The following is a 15,417-nucleotide window of genomic DNA, read 5'->3' as shown; positions in this document are numbered from 1 at the left end:
GAGAGTGTCGTGTCGAGAGTTCCACCACTGACTTCCCCTCCCGTTCCCTCCACCCAATCATGTCCACAAAACCCGACCTCAGAAATCAAGTGGCCCTCGTCACCGGCGGCACCAGCGGCATCGGCCGCGAGACCGCACTCAAACTCGCCGAGTACGGTGCCTCGGTCGCCATCGTCGGCAGGAATCGCAAACGCGGCCGCAAAGTCGCAAAGGAAATCGAGGCCCGGAACGGCGACGGTTGGGCCGAACTGTACGTCGGGGACCTCGCGTCCAAAGACAACGTCCGGAATCTCGCAGCGGAGTTCGAGGACCGCCACGACCGACTCGATTTGCTGGTCAACAACGCGGGGACGTTCCGCCATCAGCGAAGCGAGACCGTGGACGGCATCGAAGCCACGTTCGCCATCAACCACCTCGCTCCCTTCTTGCTCACGCATCTGCTGATCGATCTGTTGGTCGAGAGCGCGCCCGCCCGCGTCGTCACGACGACCTCGGAACTGCACGAGAACGGGACCATCGACTTCGCCGATTTGGAGCGCGAGCGCGATTACGAGGACATGGCGGCCTACAGCCAGTCCAAACTGGCGAACGTCCTCTTCACCGACGAACTGGCGCGACGACTGGACGGAACCGGCGTGACCGCAACCACGGCCAACCCCGGATTCGTGCCCGAAACCGCGTTCACGCGCGAGGCGTCGATTCGCGGACGACTGACGCTCGGCCTGTTCTCGATCCTTCCCCTGCCGTTCACGAAGAGCGTCGAGGAGGGTGCCGAAACCGTCATCCGCGCCGCCGCGTCGCCCGAGTACGACGGCGTGACGGGCGAGTACTTCAGCGACGGCGACGTCGCCGAATCCTCCGACGAATCACACGATGCGGAGGTGCGAAAGCGGCTGTGGGACGTGAGCGCCGGATTCGTCGGCATTTCGCCGGATTCGCTCGACTTCTGAACGGGGTTATCGTCGCCAGTCATCGGTTCCTCCCACATCTCACACTGGATGTGAATGACTTCTTCCTTCCTCCGCAAGTACAGCAACTGCGATGAAGACGTAAGAAATCCCCACTCACGACGAACAGCAGTGTCTGGTACTGTTGTGATTGCAGTTACTACAAAGCAGACTGCCTCGAAGGTCCCCGTCCGCTACGAAACGGAGTATTTGGTCATTTTGCGAGTGCAGCTCCCGAGGATACTACCTCGAAAGCCCCCGCCCGCTCGCGGTCGCTGACGCGAGATATCCGCGCTCTCCGCGCCGGAAGAGCGAAGCTCTTCCGAGCAGCCCCTCGCTCCTGCGTCGCTCGCGGCGACACAACCCGCGCGGATAGTAGCTCGCGCAGACGACCACGATGAACACGAGCGGACGGCCCCTTTCAGTTCACCCAAACCGCACCGCGCCACACGCCTCCCCAACCGACTCCTCGCTGACGCTCGTCGTCCACCGTCAGAGCATAGCTCTGACGAGCCGTTCGCTCGCTCCTGTGTCACTCACGAAGACCTCGCGCGCCGTGAGGTTGATCAGTATCTGTCCGTCCTTCCGAATGGCGCGCGCTGGTACCGGCCGGAGGCCAGCGGTCGGTGCTGATAGTGTGCGAGGGTTTCTTATGTCTTCATCGCAGTTGCTGTGTTCAACGAAACTCCGATTGGTGAGGAGAATCTCCCTTCTACTGACTGCAACCGTTTTCTTCGCTGACTCCCTATCTCGATTCGGGGGAGAACAATGACCGACGCACTGCTAGTCATCGACATGCTGAACGACTTCGTGACCGGAAAAATCGCGGCCGAGCGCGCCGAGCACATCATCCCGGAACTCGACCGACTCATCGCCGCCGCGCGCGAAACCGGGGTTCCGGTCGTCTACGTGAACGACGCCCACCGACCGGAGGACTTCGAGTTGGACGTGTGGGGCGAACACGCCATGCGCGGAACCGAGGGCGCGGAAGTGATTCCCGAACTCGAACCCGGCCCGGACGACCACCTCTTCGAGAAGCGAACGTACGACGCGTTTTACGGGACGGGGCTGGACGAACACCTCCGGAGTCTGGGCGTCTCCCGCGTGATTCTGACCGGCCTCCACACGAACATGTGCATCCGGCACGCCTCCGCTGGGGCGCTCTTCCGCGGCTACCACATCGCCGTCCCGGAGGACTGCGTTGAGGCGTTCAGCGAGGAGGCCCACCGTGGCGGGTTGGAGTACCTGCAGGACGTGTACAACGCGGAGATAACGAGCGCGGACGAACTCATCGAGGGATGGCGGGCGGCCGCTCTGGCCGAACAGGCGAGCGGGTAATCGTCTCCTACCGACGGAGGAGCGACTCGACCGTTTTCTGTAGCCGCTCGAACGAGGGATTCGAATCGGCGGCTTCGCCGCTCGATGTGGATTCGGCCGCCGAAGCGTCCCCCGTTGCTGGTTCGGTCGCCGAGGCTCGGGGGGACCGGGTATCCGAACGCGATGTGCGTCGCGTCCGTTCCCGTGTCGTCGCGGTGTCGGCCTTGGAGTCGGCGTCTTCCGTCTCGCCGCTCCCCATCACACCGTCCGGCCACCACGCCGGGAGGTTCACGGGGAGGTTCGACACGGTGATGCCGGTGACCAACCCCATCGAGGAGGCCAGCACTGACGCCCGGAGTTCGAAGTTCCCGAACCCGATGGGGTCGAACTGGAGCAACATCCACACCATTCCGGAGACGAACAGCACCACACCGGCGGCGCTCAGCCATTCGTCGGCGAGGGACGCGCCGTTCTCCCACCGGGTAATCCGAATCACGACGATACCCGCGACGAAATGGACGACGAACACCGCGACGAGAAACCCGACGGCGGAGATGGCGGCGAACGGGTCCCACGACGGTAGCATCGACGTGACTCCCGCGAGGGGGTCGCCCGGGGTGACCCCGGACACAAGTTGGAGGAACGCTCGGAGCACCGCCGCCGTCAGCCTGTCGGCAGTGTCGAGCATGCCGACGACCAGTCGAACTTCGCTATCGAGGAGGGTTCGCGCGAGACCTCGACTCGATTGACTCCCGAAGAAGTCGGCGAGGACGAAGAGGCAGAACGGCGGAATCACGCCGAGGACGAAAACGTATCGCGCGACTCGGGAAACGAGTTTACTCCGACGGACGCCCAGCGCGACGAACCAACCGATGGCGACGAGCGGGACGATTGCGAGCGGCGATTTCTGGAGGACACCGAAAGTCGTCTCGAACATGGAGTCGTAGACGAACTATCCCTCGCACCACCGCATCGAGAAACTTTCGACTTCGAAAGTGAATGGAAACGGACGTATCTCGGAGCGTCACCAACCGTTACTCGATCTCGATTTCGACGACCTCGGTTTCGCCGTCGAAATCGTCGTCCAGCGGGTCGTTGGCGAGGTCCTCCAGCACCAGTTCGACGTTGCGTTTGTTGGCCTTCCAGACGGCGTCGATGATGCCGCCGACGACCGGCACCGAACCGCCGACGACGTCGATGCTCACGTTCGCTATCATCCGGAGGAGGGTGGTGAACGAGACACCCAACCGGGCCGCTTCGAGGACGATGTACAGCGAAAGCCCGGCGCTGATGACGTCGCCGACGACCGGAATAGCGCCGAGGATGGGGTCGAGACCGACGCGCATGTCGGTGAACGGAATTCGCATGAAGTCGTCGAAGACGTGCGCAATCGTTCGCATTCGGTCGATCGCCGCGCGGTCGACCGTCGGCGGCAACTCGCCGTCGAAATCGAACTCGTTCTCCAGATCGGAGTTGCTCATGGGCGAACCTGATTCCGGAACGGCATAAATTCGATGGCTGAATGCTCAAAGGGGGGAAATTATGTTTCTATTCGGTTCGCTCGCGCCATTCCTCCCGGAGCAGACCGCACACGATCCGATCGACGTACCGACCGTCGACGAACCGATCCATACGAATTCGTCCCTCCTCCTCGAAACCGAGGGATTCGAGCAGACCGAGCGAGGCGTCGTTGAACGCGTAGGCTCCGGCACCCACGGCGGGAGTGTCGTACACGCGGAAGATGTAGTCGATGACGAGGGAAACGGCTTCCTTTCCGTATCCGTTGCCCTGAACGTCCGGAATCAACCAGTAGACGAGTTCGGGTCGCCGCCAACTCGCATCCTCGACGAACACGGCACCGATGGGTCGCGTGTCCTCATCGCCTTCGTCCTCGCCGTCGAGACAGACGAGGAACTGGTCGGTCCCCTCGTCTTCGGTCCACGTTTCGAGTTGATCTCGGTTCTTGAGCGGCGTGCCGAGCGGATAGCGTATCTCGGGGTTGGTGTATGCCCGCTGGAGAAACGGGAGATCTTCTTTTTCGAGCGTTCGGAGCGTGACTCGCTCTCCTGCCGTGATTCGTGCACCGGGCATGAGTTGATTTTTATGCATTTATGATAAATAACTTCCGCATCGAATCACCAGACGGCGGGGAATTTCTACCGAAAACACGGCTAGTTCACCGGATTTCGCCTGGTGACGATCTGCCACAAAGCATTTGGAAGATTCAGTAAATCCAATAGTTGTGGCGGCTACGACTGCGGTTGAAAAGTGACGACTGGTGGTCGTCACCGGAAAAGGGCGGGACGTCCGCTCATCGTATCACCGCCACATGCCTCTGACTTCCGAAACCGGTGTGGTTTCCCCACACCGTTTCATTCCGCACCGCATCGCTTCATCTCTCATCGCATCGCTCCGTGCTTCTCCGTTCTCATTTCACTGCTCCACATCGCCTTCCATCCCATCGTGCATGATCGATGCACAAAAACATCATTATTTTTCGGGACGTACATTCCGACATGCCACGGAGAATTGTCGTGGAAACCGTGATTCGGGAGTGCGGGGAGCATCAGTGGTTGGAGACGTTCAACGATTCGCCAGCACGTGGGGAGGAGTACGATGCCGTCTCGTCCCTCTCATGGAACGGGCCGGAGCACAATCAGGAGGGGACGCTACGACGGGGACAACTACCGAAACTCGACCTTCCGACATATATCAGCTACTGGTACTACCACATCAAATGGGACGTCGAACACGAGGGGATGGTTTCGCAACTGTACGCGTCCGACATCTACGGAACCGAAGTGGGATACATCGAGGAACACTTCCCCTATCTAACCATCGAGCGGGTGCTGGAGCGGCGGGGCTGGCAGTTGGATGAAGTACAGCGATTCGAGGACGGGAGCGCGCGCTACGTCTGGACGAAACCCAATACACGTGAGTCGGTTTCGGGGTCGGCAAAGCGACTCGTGGAGAGGATGCGACGCAGGCGAACGGCGTGAGTTCGAATCAGGGACTGACGACACGACCCAGAAACAGCGTCGTATCCGTCGGTTTGTGGCGAATCAGGAACAAAAACGGCCTATCGACCGTCATCTCGAACGGGTTCATCGGTGCCCCCGTCGCGACTACCTTGACGGCCGTCGCGGCCGCCGCTTCCGTCCCCTTCTCGTCGACGTCGATGTAGCTCTCGTGGAAGACGTCCCCTATCCGGAGGTCCTCGCCCGTTTTTTCGAGGTTCGCCATGCCGCCGAAATCGGCGTTCGAGGAGAACGCGCGCTCCATCCCGAGCGCGGAGAGCGTCGTTCCGAGTTCGAACGACGATTCGACGGTGAACTTGGGAAGGGAAATCGACCCGTGCTCCGTTTCCAACTCGTCCACCGTCGTCGTCAGTTCGTCCGCGTCGAGCGAGTCCGTGAACTCCTCGAACGTGCCCTCCTTCGGCAGGACGACGACCATGCCGACTTCGCCGCCGACGTACGGCAGTTCGATGAGTTGATGACCATCGACCGTCGCGTACGGGAAGGAACTCGATTGGGACATCATCGGCACCGTCGCTTCCGTGCCGTCGAGCGTGGTGAACGGTTTCCGTTCCGTGCGCTTTTCGGAGAACGTCTCGTCCCACGTCGCTTTGAAGTAGATGGCGTCGGTGAGCACGAGGCGGGTCATCGCGTCGAGCGAACCCTCGGGTAGTAGGTCCGTGATTTTGTCCGCCGTCCGTTCGGCGGCCCAGTTGTTGATGGCGTTCCTCGCCCCGTCGGCGTCGTGCTCGAAATCGCAGATGTGCAATCCCGCGCCGTAGTACGTCAGGAGCGTTCCGAGATAGTCATCGCGCCACGGATAGCCGTCCTGTCCCCAGACCGCGTTCGCCGTCGTCAACTGGAACGGGGTCCCTTCGTCGGAGTCGGCCGTGGACCGCTCCGCCGTGGACTCGATTTCGTCGTCGGTTTTCCCGAACGCGGCGTGAAGCGAGTTGCCGTCAAGCGGGAACTGGAGGACGTCGTGCATCTCGCTCCGCGTCTCGCCGCGAGCGCCCGCGTAGGTCATCGCCAGCGCGACGGAGATGCTGTACGGGGAGAAAAACTGGTTTTCCCCCGGAGAATTGTCCGCGAGCGACGAGAGCAGGGTCAGTCCGAACGCGGTGTTTCCCCGGGCGAGCGTTCGGATGGCTTTCTCGTCCGCCGACGCGGGATTCGGGTTCTCCGTTCCTGTCACGGTCTTTTCCGGCGTTTCGGTCATTAGTCCTCCCTTCGGGTTCGGTTTTTCCATCGAGAACGACCCGAGACAACCGGGGAGGAGCGCCCCGGCGGCGAGCGCGTTCGCGAGGGCGAGCGTTTGGCGGCGGGTGGGAGCCATATCCTCCCTTTCGTCGTTGCGAGCAAATATGTTCCCAAGGGACAAATAACCGCTTTACTTACCGTTCTCCCGCCGCGCGAAGAACACCTTCGGGTCCATCGTGAGTTTCGTCTCCCCGTCCTCGTTCTGCATTTCGAGGGAGAACGTGACGAGGCCGCGACTCGGGTCGCTCTCCAGCGTACGCTTGTCGGTGACTTCCAGCGTCAGCGAGAGCGTTTCACCTGGTTTGACCGGAGCGGGCCACGTCACGGATTCGACGCCGGGCGAACCCAAACTCCCGCTGTTCGCAAAGAAGTTATCCACGAGAATTCGCATCGAGATGGCCGTGCTGTGCCACCCGCTGGCGACGAGTTCGCCGAACATCGACTCCTCGGCGGCCTCCAGATCGACGTGAAACTCCTGCGGGTCGTACTGCTCGGCGAATGAGAGGATTTCCTCCTCGGTGACGGTGTAACTGCCGAACGTCTGTCGGTCGCCGACGACGAGGTCCTCGAAGCGCGGTCTGACATGGATGGTGGTTTGGGGAGATGGCACAAATAGCCGCGGGCTTGGGAAATTTTGGAGACCCGTCAACACTTGGAGTTTCGCTCCGACTGTACTCGCTTCGAAAAACGGTGTTTGGCTGGTGTATGATTGCAGTTACTGGAACGTAGACTACCTCGAAAGCCCCCGCCCGCTCGTGCTTGCTCTAGTCGCTGTGGAGGCTCTATTCGCGCGGGCGTTGTGGAGAGCGTGGATATCCTGCACAGCGACCGCGAACGGGCGGGGGCTTTCGGGGTCATGTTCGTAGTTGCGGAAATCACAAAGCCATCAAACACGTCTCGTCGCCGTCGATTCCGCATTCAGTCTCCGGCCGTCGCTTGTCCAGACGACTCGGCGCGCTTTCTGGGAATATAGTACGCGAAACCGACTGCGAGTATCGAGACGACCACCGAAAGCCCGAACACGGTCGTCAGGCCGTCCGTTAGAATCGAGGCCAACCCGGCGGGCGGTGTGGCCGACCCGAGCAACCGTTGTTGGAGTTCGCCGACGTTGGCGATGTTGGACGTTGCCGCGAGCCGATTTTGAATGACGAGGTTCAGCGCGAAGCCGAGCAGCGCGACGCCCATCGTCCCGCCGAGGTTACGGAAGAACTGTTGGGAGGAGGTGACGACGCCCATCAGTTCGGTGCCGAAGTGGTTCTGAATCGCCGTCAGTAGCGGCGGCGTCACCATCCCCATCCCGACGCCCATCACGAACACGTTGACGACGACCACCGGAACCGGCGTCGTCGCCGTCCAGAGGACGGTTGCGACGCCGAAGCTCACGACCAGCAGGCTACTCCCGACGGTGGCGAGTCGTTGCACGCCGACTCGGTTCACCAGTCGTCCGGAGAGGAAACTCGTCCCCGACCACCCGATGGAGATGGGGAAGACGGCCAGCGCGGCGCTTTCGGCACCGCCTTGGACGCTCTGGAGGTACAGCGGAACGTACGTGATCGCCGCGAAGAGGACGAAACTCGTGAGGAATCCGGTCACGTTCGTCGTGATGAACACCGTGTCGTCGAACATCGAGAGGGGGACGATGGGTTGGCTCGCCCGCTTCTCGACGGCGTAGAACGCGCCGAAGCCGACGATTCCGACGACGATTAACGGTAGTGCCCACGAACTCGTCGTTTCGAGCAGTTGGAGTCCGACGAGGAGCGTTCCGACGGCCACGGAGAGGACGGCCGCGCCGAGGAAATCGATATCGCGCTCGGCGCTCCCGGTCGATTCGTCCAGCGAAACCCAGACGAGGAGGACGGCCAGCAGTCCGACCGGCACGCTCAGATAGAACACGCCGCGCCACCCGATGGTCGAGACGATGAGGAACCCGAGCAGGGGACCGATGACGCTCGAAATTCCCCAGACCGTGCTCCCGAGGCCGATGGCACGGCCGCGTTCTTCGGGCGGGTACACGACGCCGAGGATGGTGTACGGGATGGCGAACATCGCGCCCGCACCGATCCCTTGCAAGGAGCGAAACGCGACCAGTTCGAGCATGCTTCCCGCCGCGCCGCACAGCGCGCTCCCGCCGACGAAGATGCCCGCTCCGACGAAGAACAACCGCTTTCGCCCGTAGATGTCGGCGAGGCGGCCGTACAGCGGCATCGACACCGCCGCGAACAGCATGTAGGCCGCGAACGCCCACGCGTACAGTTGCAGTCCGCCCAGCGACTGGACGACGGTCGGCATCGCCGTGCTGACGATGGTGCCGTCGATTGCCGCCGAGGAAATCCCGAGCAGGACGCCGAGCGTCGCAACCCGCCGGTTCGTCATGGATTTCCTTCGTCGCCGAGGACCTAATCAGTGGTGCTCGGACGAGTGGTGCTCGGTCAGGTTGACGGCCAGCACCGGCACCGTCGATAGCCGAATGACGCGTTCGGTGACGCTCCCGAGGACGAGATGGCTGACGCCCTTGTTCGCGTGGGTTCCCATGACGATGGCGTCGATGTCGTTCTCCTCGGCGTACTCGACGATTTCCTCGGCGGGGTTACCGTGCAGGACAGTCGACTCGGTTTCGAGTCCGCGCGCTCGGCCGCCCCGACTATCGACCCGATCGCCGTTTCGCCCGATGTTTTCAGGTCGTCGTTCACCATCGATCGGGTCGATTTCGAGAGCGACTCCGCGAGGCCGCTATCGACGACGTGGACGACGTGCACCGTCGCGCCCGTCAGCTCTGCGAGCGAAATCGCCTCCTCGACAAACTGCTGTTCTCCGCCGCTTCCATCCGTCGGAACGAGGATCGAATCGTACATCGGTTCCCCCAACGCGGGCAACGGAAATAGTGGTATTGGATGAGTGCTATTGAATGAGTGCTATCGGACGTTCGGAAGCGGAACTCGTCCCGTCAGTCCGACGCCTCGTCGTCACCGAGCGTTGGCACGTCGCCGGGGACGTTGAAGTCGTGGAAGTGTTCGCCCTTCTCCTTCGAGAGGATGTTGAGCGCCGCCGCGCCGCCGTCACCGGCCGAGATGACGGCCTCGTACTCCCCGGTACGGACCATCGCACCTGTCGCGTAGGCGTTCTCGACGCTGGTTCTCATCGTCACGTCGACATCCACGACGTCGTCGTCGGTCAACTCACAGCCGAGCGACTCGGCGAGACTGTGGTCGTTGCCCGTCGCGAAGACGACGTACATCGCATCGTACCCGCCGTCGTCGGTCGTGACGGTAAAGCCGTCGCCGTTCTCCTCGACGCTCGTGACTTCTTCTCCTTGCTCGATGGTCGCGCCACGGTCCTCGACCTGTCCGCGAGCGATGGACATGAACTCGGTTCCCTTGATGCTCCGAATCCCGAGGTAGTTGAACAGGTGTGCCTTGTGCATCCACGTCTCGTCGGTGTCGAACACCATCGTTTCGAGCCCGTTCTTCTGTGTGAACAGCGCCGCGCTCAGACCGGCGGGGCCGCCGCCGATGACTGCTACGTCTACCATGACAAACCGATGTACACACCACAAGAGAATAAAGACCGGGGTCGTTGTTTGAACGTCTCCTCTCGCTGAAACGGCCGCTTTCACACAAAGCCTTATCCTTTCGTCCGACGTTCTCCGATACCATGTGTCAACACTGCGCCCACGGGGACGACGGATGGGCGGACCTGGTAAAATACGACGAGACGTACTCCGCCGGACTCGATGGCGATTCCGACAGCGACCGGGACGACGGGGATTCGGACCGCGACGACGATTCCGACTCCGACGGTGACAGCGATTCGGACGCTCACCAGTCGGTTCGCACGACCAGCACGTAGGCGAACAGCGTCGGCACGTATTCCGACCGGGAGACATCTCGGCCGAAAGTCGGCCACGTTTTCCGCGGAATCGGTCGGTCGAGCGACTGCTCGCTCGTGAATCGGGAGGGGCGAACGTACCACGCGCCGAGGGCGGCAACCGTCCCTACACCGATCAGTTGGCGGCGCGAGAAGTACGGTTCGTCGGAGGGCATGTCCGCAATTCGTTTCAACTATTGTAAATCAGTTTCCATCAGTGACATAAAAACTGCTGGCTATGGCGGCCACCACATATGTCCCGTTGGCCCATGACCTGTCGATATGGCACGTATTGCGGTTACCGGCGCGTCCGGAAACGTGGGTCGGGAGGTCATCGAAGCGTTCGACGACACTCCACACGAACTCACCCTCATCACGCGCACGGAACAGGACGACATGGACAGCATCCCGGTCGACGTGACGAACCGAGACGCGTTCGTCGATGCGCTCTCGGACGAGGACGTTCTGATTCACCTCGCGGCGAATCCCTCGCCGTACGCCGAGTGGGACGATTTGACCCCGGTGAACATCCAAGGAACCTACAACGCGTACACGGCGGCCATCGAGAACGGACTCGACCGAGTGGTGTACGCGAGTTCGAATCACGCCATCAACGGCCGAGAGACCGTGGCCCCCGACGAACCGGAGACGATGTACGAGGACGCGCCTGCACTCCAGCACGACGCACCGCCGCACCCGGATTCGTGGTACGGCGTGACGAAAGTATCGAGCGAGGCTATCGGCAACCGATTCGCCTACCAGCACGACATCGAAACGGTGAACCTCAGGATCGGGTGGCTGATGTCGCGCGACGAACTGCGCGACTCACAGGAGAACCCCGAGACCGACTATCCGGAGGCGAACGCGCGCTTCGCCCGTGCGATGTGGCTCAGCAAGCCCGACTGTCACAGGGCGCTGCGCGCCGCCGCGCTTTCCGAACTGAAGGAGAACCCGGTCGCGGTTCACGCGATTTCGCGCAACGACGACCGCTGTCTCTCGCTCACGCACACGCTCCGGTCCATCGACTACAAACCGCGGGACAACTCCGCGGAAGTCCTCGACGGGGAGTAGGGACTATTCCGTCTCGGCCGTTCGATGTTCGCCCGTCCAGTCGTCACCCGTCCGTGACCCTTGCTGTGTCCCGTTCATTCCCATCGATTCGACCGAAAAGTCGTCCCGCTTGGCCTCCGCGATGTAGAGCGCGCTGTTGATGAGGCCGATATGACTGAACGCCTGCGGGTAGTTCCCGAGGAGTTCCTCCCGTTCGACGTCGACCTGTTCCGAGAACAGTTCGACCGAACTCGTGGTTTCCAAGACGTTCTCGAATATCTCCTCGGCGCGCTCCACCTCCCCGGATTGGGCGAGCGCGGAGACGAGCCAGAACGAACAGAGGATGAACGCGCCCTCCTTTCCGGGCATCTGGTCGCCGCCTTCCTGATACCGATACACGAACCCGTCGGGCGTCGTGAGGTGTTCCCTGACGGCCTCGATTGTTCCTTGGACTCGCTCGTCGTCTATCGGCAGGAATCCGGTCTGTGGGATCAGGAGTCCGGTCGCGTCGATTCGATCACCATCGAACGTCTGCGTGAAGCTGTCGTACTCCTCGTCGAATCCCCGTTCGATCACCACGTCCCGTATCTCCTCCCGCTGTTCCCGCCAACTGCCGAGCGGTGCGTCGAGGCCTTCCCGTTCGGCCAGGTCGATGGCGCGGTCGAGTTGCTGACCAGCACATCACCTTCGAGTAGACGTAGTGGGTCGGTTCCCGCCGCGGTTCCCAAATCCCCGAATCCGGGTCGTCCCACGTCTCACAGACGAACTCGGCGATGTCCCTGACGGTGCTCAAATCTTCGTCGACGACCCCCTCGTCCGACAGCGCCATCTGGTAAACCGTCTGAACGAGTTCGCCGTAGATGTCCAGTTGGAACTGGCTCGACGCGTCGTTCCCGACTCGGACGGGCTTGGAACCGCGATAGCCCGCGAGATGGTCGAGCGTCTCCTCTTCGAGGTCCGAACGGTGATCCAGTCCGTACAGCGGTTGGAGGTCCTCGGGGTCCGTCGAACGGCTTAGTTCCATGTAGTCGTTGAGATACTCGTCGGCCGCCGTCGTGTAGCCGAGATGCGTCAGCGCCTGCACGGTGAACGCGCTGTCCCGAATCCAGCTAAACCGATAGTCCCAGTTTCGAACCCCGCCGATGTTCTCCGGAAGGGAGGTCGTCGGTGCCGCACAGATGCTCCCGGTGTCCATCCGCGTGAGCAGTTTGAGCACGAGACCGGATCGGATGACGTGGTCGTGGCCTATCTCCTCGAACGGACAGTCCGACCCGCTACAACTGTGACTCCAGTCGTGCCAGTACTCGATGGTCTCGTCGAGCAACTCGCGGCAGGAACTCCCTCCCATCGGTTCGTGGCTGTCGTACTGGAACACGTACCAGTGAGTCTCGTTCGCGTCGAGCGAGTACGAGGCGTGGGCCGCGCCGTCCTCGATGACCATCGAAGTCGGCGTCGAGAGGAACGCGCTCTCGCCGTCCCCGTCTCCGGTCGCGCGAATCCCGCCGGACGTCGATTCCAGCGACGTCTCGGAACGGGCGTAATCGAACCGAGGCGCGAACGTCGCTTCCACGTCCACCGTCCCCTCGGTACAGGTCACCTTCCGATAGATAGCCTGGTCCGGATGCTCGTCGGCGACCGCTTCGCCGATGACCGGCATGAAATCGGTGACGGTCAACTCGCCGGACGCCGTCTCGAACGTCGTCTGGAGGACGTTCGTCCGGTCGAAATACTGTTGGTGGGCGTCGTACTCGGTGAGCGGCGCGATGGCGAACTCCCCGCCCCGTTCGGCGTCGAGTATCGATCCGAACACGCTCGGGGATTCCATATGTGGGAAACAACACCAATCGACCGCACCGGTCTTGTCCACGAGCGCGCAGGTCTCCAGATTCCCGATGAGACCGTGTTCCGAAATCGGCGTGAATTCACTCATCCGTGTCCGTTCCTCCCCGTTCGTCCGCGATTCTCGCCGTTGGGCGAGAACCGACGGTTCCGTCCATAGTCGTTCTCATTCGATTTCCCTTCAGTCGTTCGAATCCGCGTGTCCTCACACTGCGTTCGGTCACCGGTACACCACGTCCATGACGCCGTCCACGGACAGGTCGGCGAGCGACGGCACCACGAGGTCCGGAATCGGCGACGACTCGTCGGACACCCAGACGGTGGCGAACCCGTTTCCCCTCGCGGGACGATGTCGTCGGCGAGCGGTCCGCGACGTAAACGTACCCGTCCGCCACCCACTCTCGTTTCGTCATCTCGAACATCTCGTCCTTCGGCTTCATCGTCTCGCGCTCCCCCGAGATGAGGACGTGCTCGAAGTAGCCGTCGATACCGTGTGTCGCTAGCTTCTCGCGCTGGATGTCGCCCTCGCCGTTCGTGATGATGCCGAGACGTGTCGATTCCGCGAATTCGTCGAGAACGCCCTCGACACCGTCCACGAGTCGGGTGTTTTCCACCTTCCGACGCTTGAGCGAGGCGGTGAACGCCGTCGGAATCGACATCGAGGCCGAGATGTTTCGTGAACGTCTTCACGGCTTCGCGGTAGCCGTCCTCGACGTTCCGACGGAAGTACTGCCGGACGAACTGGTCGAACGTCTCTACCTGCTCGTCGCGCAGGTCGATGCCGAACTCGGCGGCCGTCGGTACGACTTCCTCCTCCTCGCGCCGCCGTTCGAGCAGCGTTCCGTCGATGTCGAAGTAGACGGCCACGGTCGATTCCTCGGGATTCACATGTCCGTCCATGCTTTCGCCGCTGCTGGCCACGAGTATGACTCGCCGATCCATCGAGCCGAGATGACCTTCTTGAGGACGCGAGCGCCCGGCCCGCTGAACGTGTTGAGCGGAATCCCGATGACGTCGTGTGCGACCGCCTCCTCCCCGACGGAGACGACGGTGCCCTTGTTGATGTACGACCAGTGGACGGGTTCGCGGCCGTCGATCATCCGAGCGACGTTTTTCCCGACGTGCTCGCCCTCCTCCATCGCCGCTTCGGCCGTCGGCGGCGGCACGTCGTCCGTGTCGGGATGGACGATTGCCTCCCAGGCGTCCTGTTCGGAGAGCGGACCCCCCTCCGCGTCCTGGTCCACGAGCGCCGCATCGCCGATGGCCAGCACCCGGTCGTCGCTCGTCTTGAACGTCGAACTCGAATAGGCGCGGTTGTGGTCCTTCTCGATGTCGGCGTCGGACAGCGCGTCCTCTCCGGTTACGCCGCCCGCCCAGACGAAGGCGTCGTACTGGAGCGGGTCGCCGTTCTCGAAGTAAATCTTCGCCTCGTCGACCTCAGAGACGACCGTGCCGGTCGAAATTTCGATGTCCTTCGCATCCAGTTTGTTCCGAATCGCCCCCTGAAACTCGTGATCGTGGCCGGGGAAAATCTCGTCTTCCATCTCGATGAGGTGGATTTCGACGGGCGCGTCACGTTCGTCGCGATACGCGGCCACCTCGCCCGCGGTCTGGATGCCGGACAGTCCGGCCCCGCCGATGACGACCTGTGCTGGATCGTCGTCGGTCGCGTCCGAAACCGCCGCCGAGAGTTTCTGATTTATGGTCATCGCGTCGCCCAGGCTCTTCAGCGTGAGCGCGTGTTCCTCCAACCCGTCGATGCCGTAGAAGGCGGTCTGGCTGCCGAGACAGACCACGCAGTAGTCGTACTCGACGTCGTCGCCCTCGTCCAGATGGACCACGCGCTCGTCCACGTCGAGTCCGGTGACCCGCGCCTGCACGAACTCGGTGTCGTCGTCCTTGAGTTCCTCCACCGGAATGACGACCTTCTCCCGGACCGACGGGTCCCGGATACAGCGATGCACCTCGTGCAACAGGAGGTGATAGTCGGTTTCCGATACCCACGTGATGTCCGCTTCCCCTTCCAATTCCTCTTCGAGACTCTGTAGGGCCGCGACCCCGGCGTATCCCGAGCCGAGGACGGCAATTTTCCGTGACATGTATGTACCTCGTAAATCGTCGTT

17 protein-coding genes and 2 pseudogenes are annotated in these 15,417 nt (G+C 62.1%); 5 read left to right on the top strand and 14 right to left on the bottom strand.

Going from position 1 to position 15,417, the window contains the following annotated elements; translation table 11 throughout:
• Positions 1-59 precede the first annotated feature (59 nt).
• Together A4G99_RS22050 and A4G99_RS22045 are read left to right on the top strand one after the other, a co-directional pair.
• The gene (locus A4G99_RS22050; RefSeq protein WP_066148376.1) at positions 60-950 is read left to right on the top strand and encodes an SDR family oxidoreductase; all 891 of its coding nucleotides are present in this window, start codon (positions 60-62) and stop codon (positions 948-950) included.
• A 765-nt stretch (positions 951-1,715) separates the two neighbouring features.
• Complete coding sequence (locus tag A4G99_RS22045) at positions 1,716-2,285, top strand: cysteine hydrolase family protein (protein ID WP_066148374.1); 570 nt, start codon at positions 1,716-1,718, stop codon at positions 2,283-2,285.
• Positions 2,286-2,292: 7 nt separating this feature from the next.
• Here the strand turns inward: A4G99_RS22045 and A4G99_RS22040 are convergent, their stop codons facing one another.
• From A4G99_RS22040 to A4G99_RS22030, 3 genes are all read right to left on the bottom strand, one after another.
• Positions 2,293-3,201, bottom strand: coding sequence for a hypothetical protein (locus A4G99_RS22040; RefSeq protein WP_066148372.1), 909 nt, complete (start codon positions 3,199-3,201; stop codon positions 2,293-2,295).
• A 97-nt stretch (positions 3,202-3,298) separates the two neighbouring features.
• Entirely contained in the window at positions 3,299-3,745 is a 447-nt protein-coding gene (locus tag A4G99_RS22035; protein ID WP_066148370.1) for a DUF4112 domain-containing protein, read from the bottom strand.
• Positions 3,746-3,812: 67 nt separating this feature from the next.
• Positions 3,813-4,355 (bottom strand): GNAT family N-acetyltransferase, encoded by a 543-nt coding sequence (locus tag A4G99_RS22030; protein WP_066148500.1) that lies wholly within the window; start codon positions 4,353-4,355, stop codon positions 3,813-3,815.
• A gap of 425 nt (positions 4,356-4,780) precedes the next feature.
• Here A4G99_RS22030 and A4G99_RS22025 point away from each other — a divergent pair, with 425 nt between their 5' ends.
• The gene (locus A4G99_RS22025) at positions 4,781-5,263 is read left to right on the top strand and encodes a hypothetical protein (RefSeq protein ID WP_066148498.1); all 483 of its coding nucleotides are present in this window, start codon (positions 4,781-4,783) and stop codon (positions 5,261-5,263) included.
• A gap of 7 nt (positions 5,264-5,270) precedes the next feature.
• Here the strand turns inward: A4G99_RS22025 and A4G99_RS22020 are convergent, their stop codons facing one another.
• The 6 genes and pseudogenes from A4G99_RS22020 to A4G99_RS22000 form a co-directional block, all read right to left on the bottom strand.
• Positions 5,271-6,617 (bottom strand): serpin family protein, encoded by a 1,347-nt coding sequence (locus A4G99_RS22020; RefSeq protein ID WP_066148368.1) that lies wholly within the window; start codon positions 6,615-6,617, stop codon positions 5,271-5,273.
• Positions 6,618-6,671: 54 nt separating this feature from the next.
• Positions 6,672-7,151 carry a MaoC family dehydratase gene (locus A4G99_RS22015; RefSeq protein ID WP_223302124.1) on the bottom strand — a complete coding sequence of 160 codons (480 nt, stop codon included), beginning with the start codon at positions 7,149-7,151 and terminating at the stop codon, positions 6,672-6,674.
• A gap of 308 nt (positions 7,152-7,459) precedes the next feature.
• Entirely contained in the window at positions 7,460-8,914 is a 1,455-nt protein-coding gene (locus A4G99_RS22010) for an MFS transporter (RefSeq protein ID WP_066148366.1), read from the bottom strand.
• A gap of 27 nt (positions 8,915-8,941) precedes the next feature.
• A complete protein-coding gene (locus A4G99_RS29045) occupies positions 8,942-9,139 on the bottom strand; it encodes a universal stress protein (RefSeq protein ID WP_255359183.1) in 198 nt (65 codons plus the stop codon).
• 104 nt (positions 9,140-9,243) lie between these two features.
• Positions 9,244-9,393, bottom strand: a pseudogene (locus A4G99_RS29040) (universal stress protein); the annotation flags it as partial.
• A 92-nt stretch (positions 9,394-9,485) separates the two neighbouring features.
• Positions 9,486-10,070: an FAD-dependent oxidoreductase gene (locus tag A4G99_RS22000; protein WP_066148365.1), complete on the bottom strand. Its 585-nt coding sequence runs from the start codon at positions 10,068-10,070 to the stop codon at positions 9,486-9,488.
• Positions 10,071-10,192: 122 nt separating this feature from the next.
• Between A4G99_RS22000 and A4G99_RS21995 the strand changes: the two genes are divergently transcribed.
• Complete coding sequence (locus A4G99_RS21995; RefSeq protein WP_066148363.1) at positions 10,193-10,387, top strand: hypothetical protein; 195 nt, start codon at positions 10,193-10,195, stop codon at positions 10,385-10,387.
• On the opposite strand, the gene A4G99_RS21990 is transcribed toward A4G99_RS21995, so the two are convergent.
• Positions 10,357-10,581, bottom strand: coding sequence for a hypothetical protein (locus A4G99_RS21990; protein ID WP_066148361.1), 225 nt, complete (start codon positions 10,579-10,581; stop codon positions 10,357-10,359). The two genes, A4G99_RS21995 and A4G99_RS21990, sit on opposite strands and share 31 nt — an antisense overlap.
• Before the next feature lie 106 nt (positions 10,582-10,687).
• On the opposite strand from A4G99_RS21990, the gene A4G99_RS21985 reads away from it, so the two are divergent.
• Entirely contained in the window at positions 10,688-11,476 is a 789-nt protein-coding gene (locus tag A4G99_RS21985; protein WP_066148360.1) for an NAD(P)-dependent oxidoreductase, read from the top strand.
• Positions 11,477-11,479: 3 nt separating this feature from the next.
• On the opposite strand, the gene A4G99_RS29035 is transcribed toward A4G99_RS21985, so the two are convergent.
• From A4G99_RS29035 to A4G99_RS21970, 4 genes and pseudogenes are all read right to left on the bottom strand, one after another.
• A complete protein-coding gene (locus tag A4G99_RS29035) occupies positions 11,480-12,103 on the bottom strand; it encodes a glycoside hydrolase family 15 protein (protein WP_255359182.1) in 624 nt (207 codons plus the stop codon).
• A 79-nt stretch (positions 12,104-12,182) separates the two neighbouring features.
• A pseudogene (locus A4G99_RS29030) lies at positions 12,183-13,385 on the bottom strand (glycoside hydrolase family 15 protein); the annotation flags it as partial.
• On the bottom strand, positions 13,378-13,953 hold the full coding sequence (locus A4G99_RS21975; RefSeq protein WP_066148358.1) for an HAD hydrolase-like protein: 576 nt from the start codon (positions 13,951-13,953) through the stop codon (positions 13,378-13,380). The pseudogene A4G99_RS29030 and the gene A4G99_RS21975, both read right to left, overlap by 8 nt.
• 225 nt (positions 13,954-14,178) lie before the next feature.
• Entirely contained in the window at positions 14,179-15,393 is a 1,215-nt protein-coding gene (locus tag A4G99_RS21970; RefSeq protein ID WP_066148356.1) for an NAD(P)/FAD-dependent oxidoreductase, read from the bottom strand.
• Between the last annotated feature and the right edge of the window lie 24 nt (positions 15,394-15,417).

Origin of the sequence: Haladaptatus sp. R4, assembly GCF_001625445.1 — an archaeon.
In the GTDB taxonomy this organism is placed as follows: domain Archaea; phylum Halobacteriota; class Halobacteria; order Halobacteriales; family Haladaptataceae; genus Haladaptatus.
Note: the sequence above shows the minus strand (reverse complement) of the source record. Positions and strands in the feature narration are given on the sequence as shown.

What these genes read in the sequence shown, in the direction of transcription:
- A4G99_RS21990 (WP_066148361.1), bottom strand. Translation starts at nt 10,581, where the DNA reads ATGCCCTCCGACGAACCGTACTTCTCGCGCCGCCAACTGATCGGTGTA.
- A4G99_RS22020 (WP_066148368.1), bottom strand. Translation starts at nt 6,617, where the DNA reads ATGGCTCCCACCCGCCGCCAAACGCTCGCCCTCGCGAACGCGCTCGCC.
- A4G99_RS22045 (WP_066148374.1), top strand. Translation starts at nt 1,716, where the DNA reads ATGACCGACGCACTGCTAGTCATCGACATGCTGAACGACTTCGTGACC.
- A4G99_RS21970 (WP_066148356.1), bottom strand. Translation starts at nt 15,393, where the DNA reads ATGTCACGGAAAATTGCCGTCCTCGGCTCGGGATACGCCGGGGTCGCG.
- A4G99_RS22050 (WP_066148376.1), top strand. Translation starts at nt 60, where the DNA reads ATGTCCACAAAACCCGACCTCAGAAATCAAGTGGCCCTCGTCACCGGC.
- A4G99_RS21975 (WP_066148358.1), bottom strand. Translation starts at nt 13,953, where the DNA reads ATGTCGATTCCGACGGCGTTCACCGCCTCGCTCAAGCGTCGGAAGGTG.
- A4G99_RS22030 (WP_066148500.1), bottom strand. Translation starts at nt 4,355, where the DNA reads ATGCCCGGTGCACGAATCACGGCAGGAGAGCGAGTCACGCTCCGAACG.
- A4G99_RS21995 (WP_066148363.1), top strand. Translation starts at nt 10,193, where the DNA reads ATGTGTCAACACTGCGCCCACGGGGACGACGGATGGGCGGACCTGGTA.
- A4G99_RS22035 (WP_066148370.1), bottom strand. Translation starts at nt 3,745, where the DNA reads ATGAGCAACTCCGATCTGGAGAACGAGTTCGATTTCGACGGCGAGTTG.
- A4G99_RS22025 (WP_066148498.1), top strand. Translation starts at nt 4,781, where the DNA reads ATGCCACGGAGAATTGTCGTGGAAACCGTGATTCGGGAGTGCGGGGAG.
- A4G99_RS21985 (WP_066148360.1), top strand. Translation starts at nt 10,688, where the DNA reads ATGGCACGTATTGCGGTTACCGGCGCGTCCGGAAACGTGGGTCGGGAG.
- A4G99_RS22010 (WP_066148366.1), bottom strand. Translation starts at nt 8,914, where the DNA reads ATGACGAACCGGCGGGTTGCGACGCTCGGCGTCCTGCTCGGGATTTCC.
- A4G99_RS22040 (WP_066148372.1), bottom strand. Translation starts at nt 3,201, where the DNA reads ATGTTCGAGACGACTTTCGGTGTCCTCCAGAAATCGCCGCTCGCAATC.
- A4G99_RS22000 (WP_066148365.1), bottom strand. Translation starts at nt 10,070, where the DNA reads ATGGTAGACGTAGCAGTCATCGGCGGCGGCCCCGCCGGTCTGAGCGCG.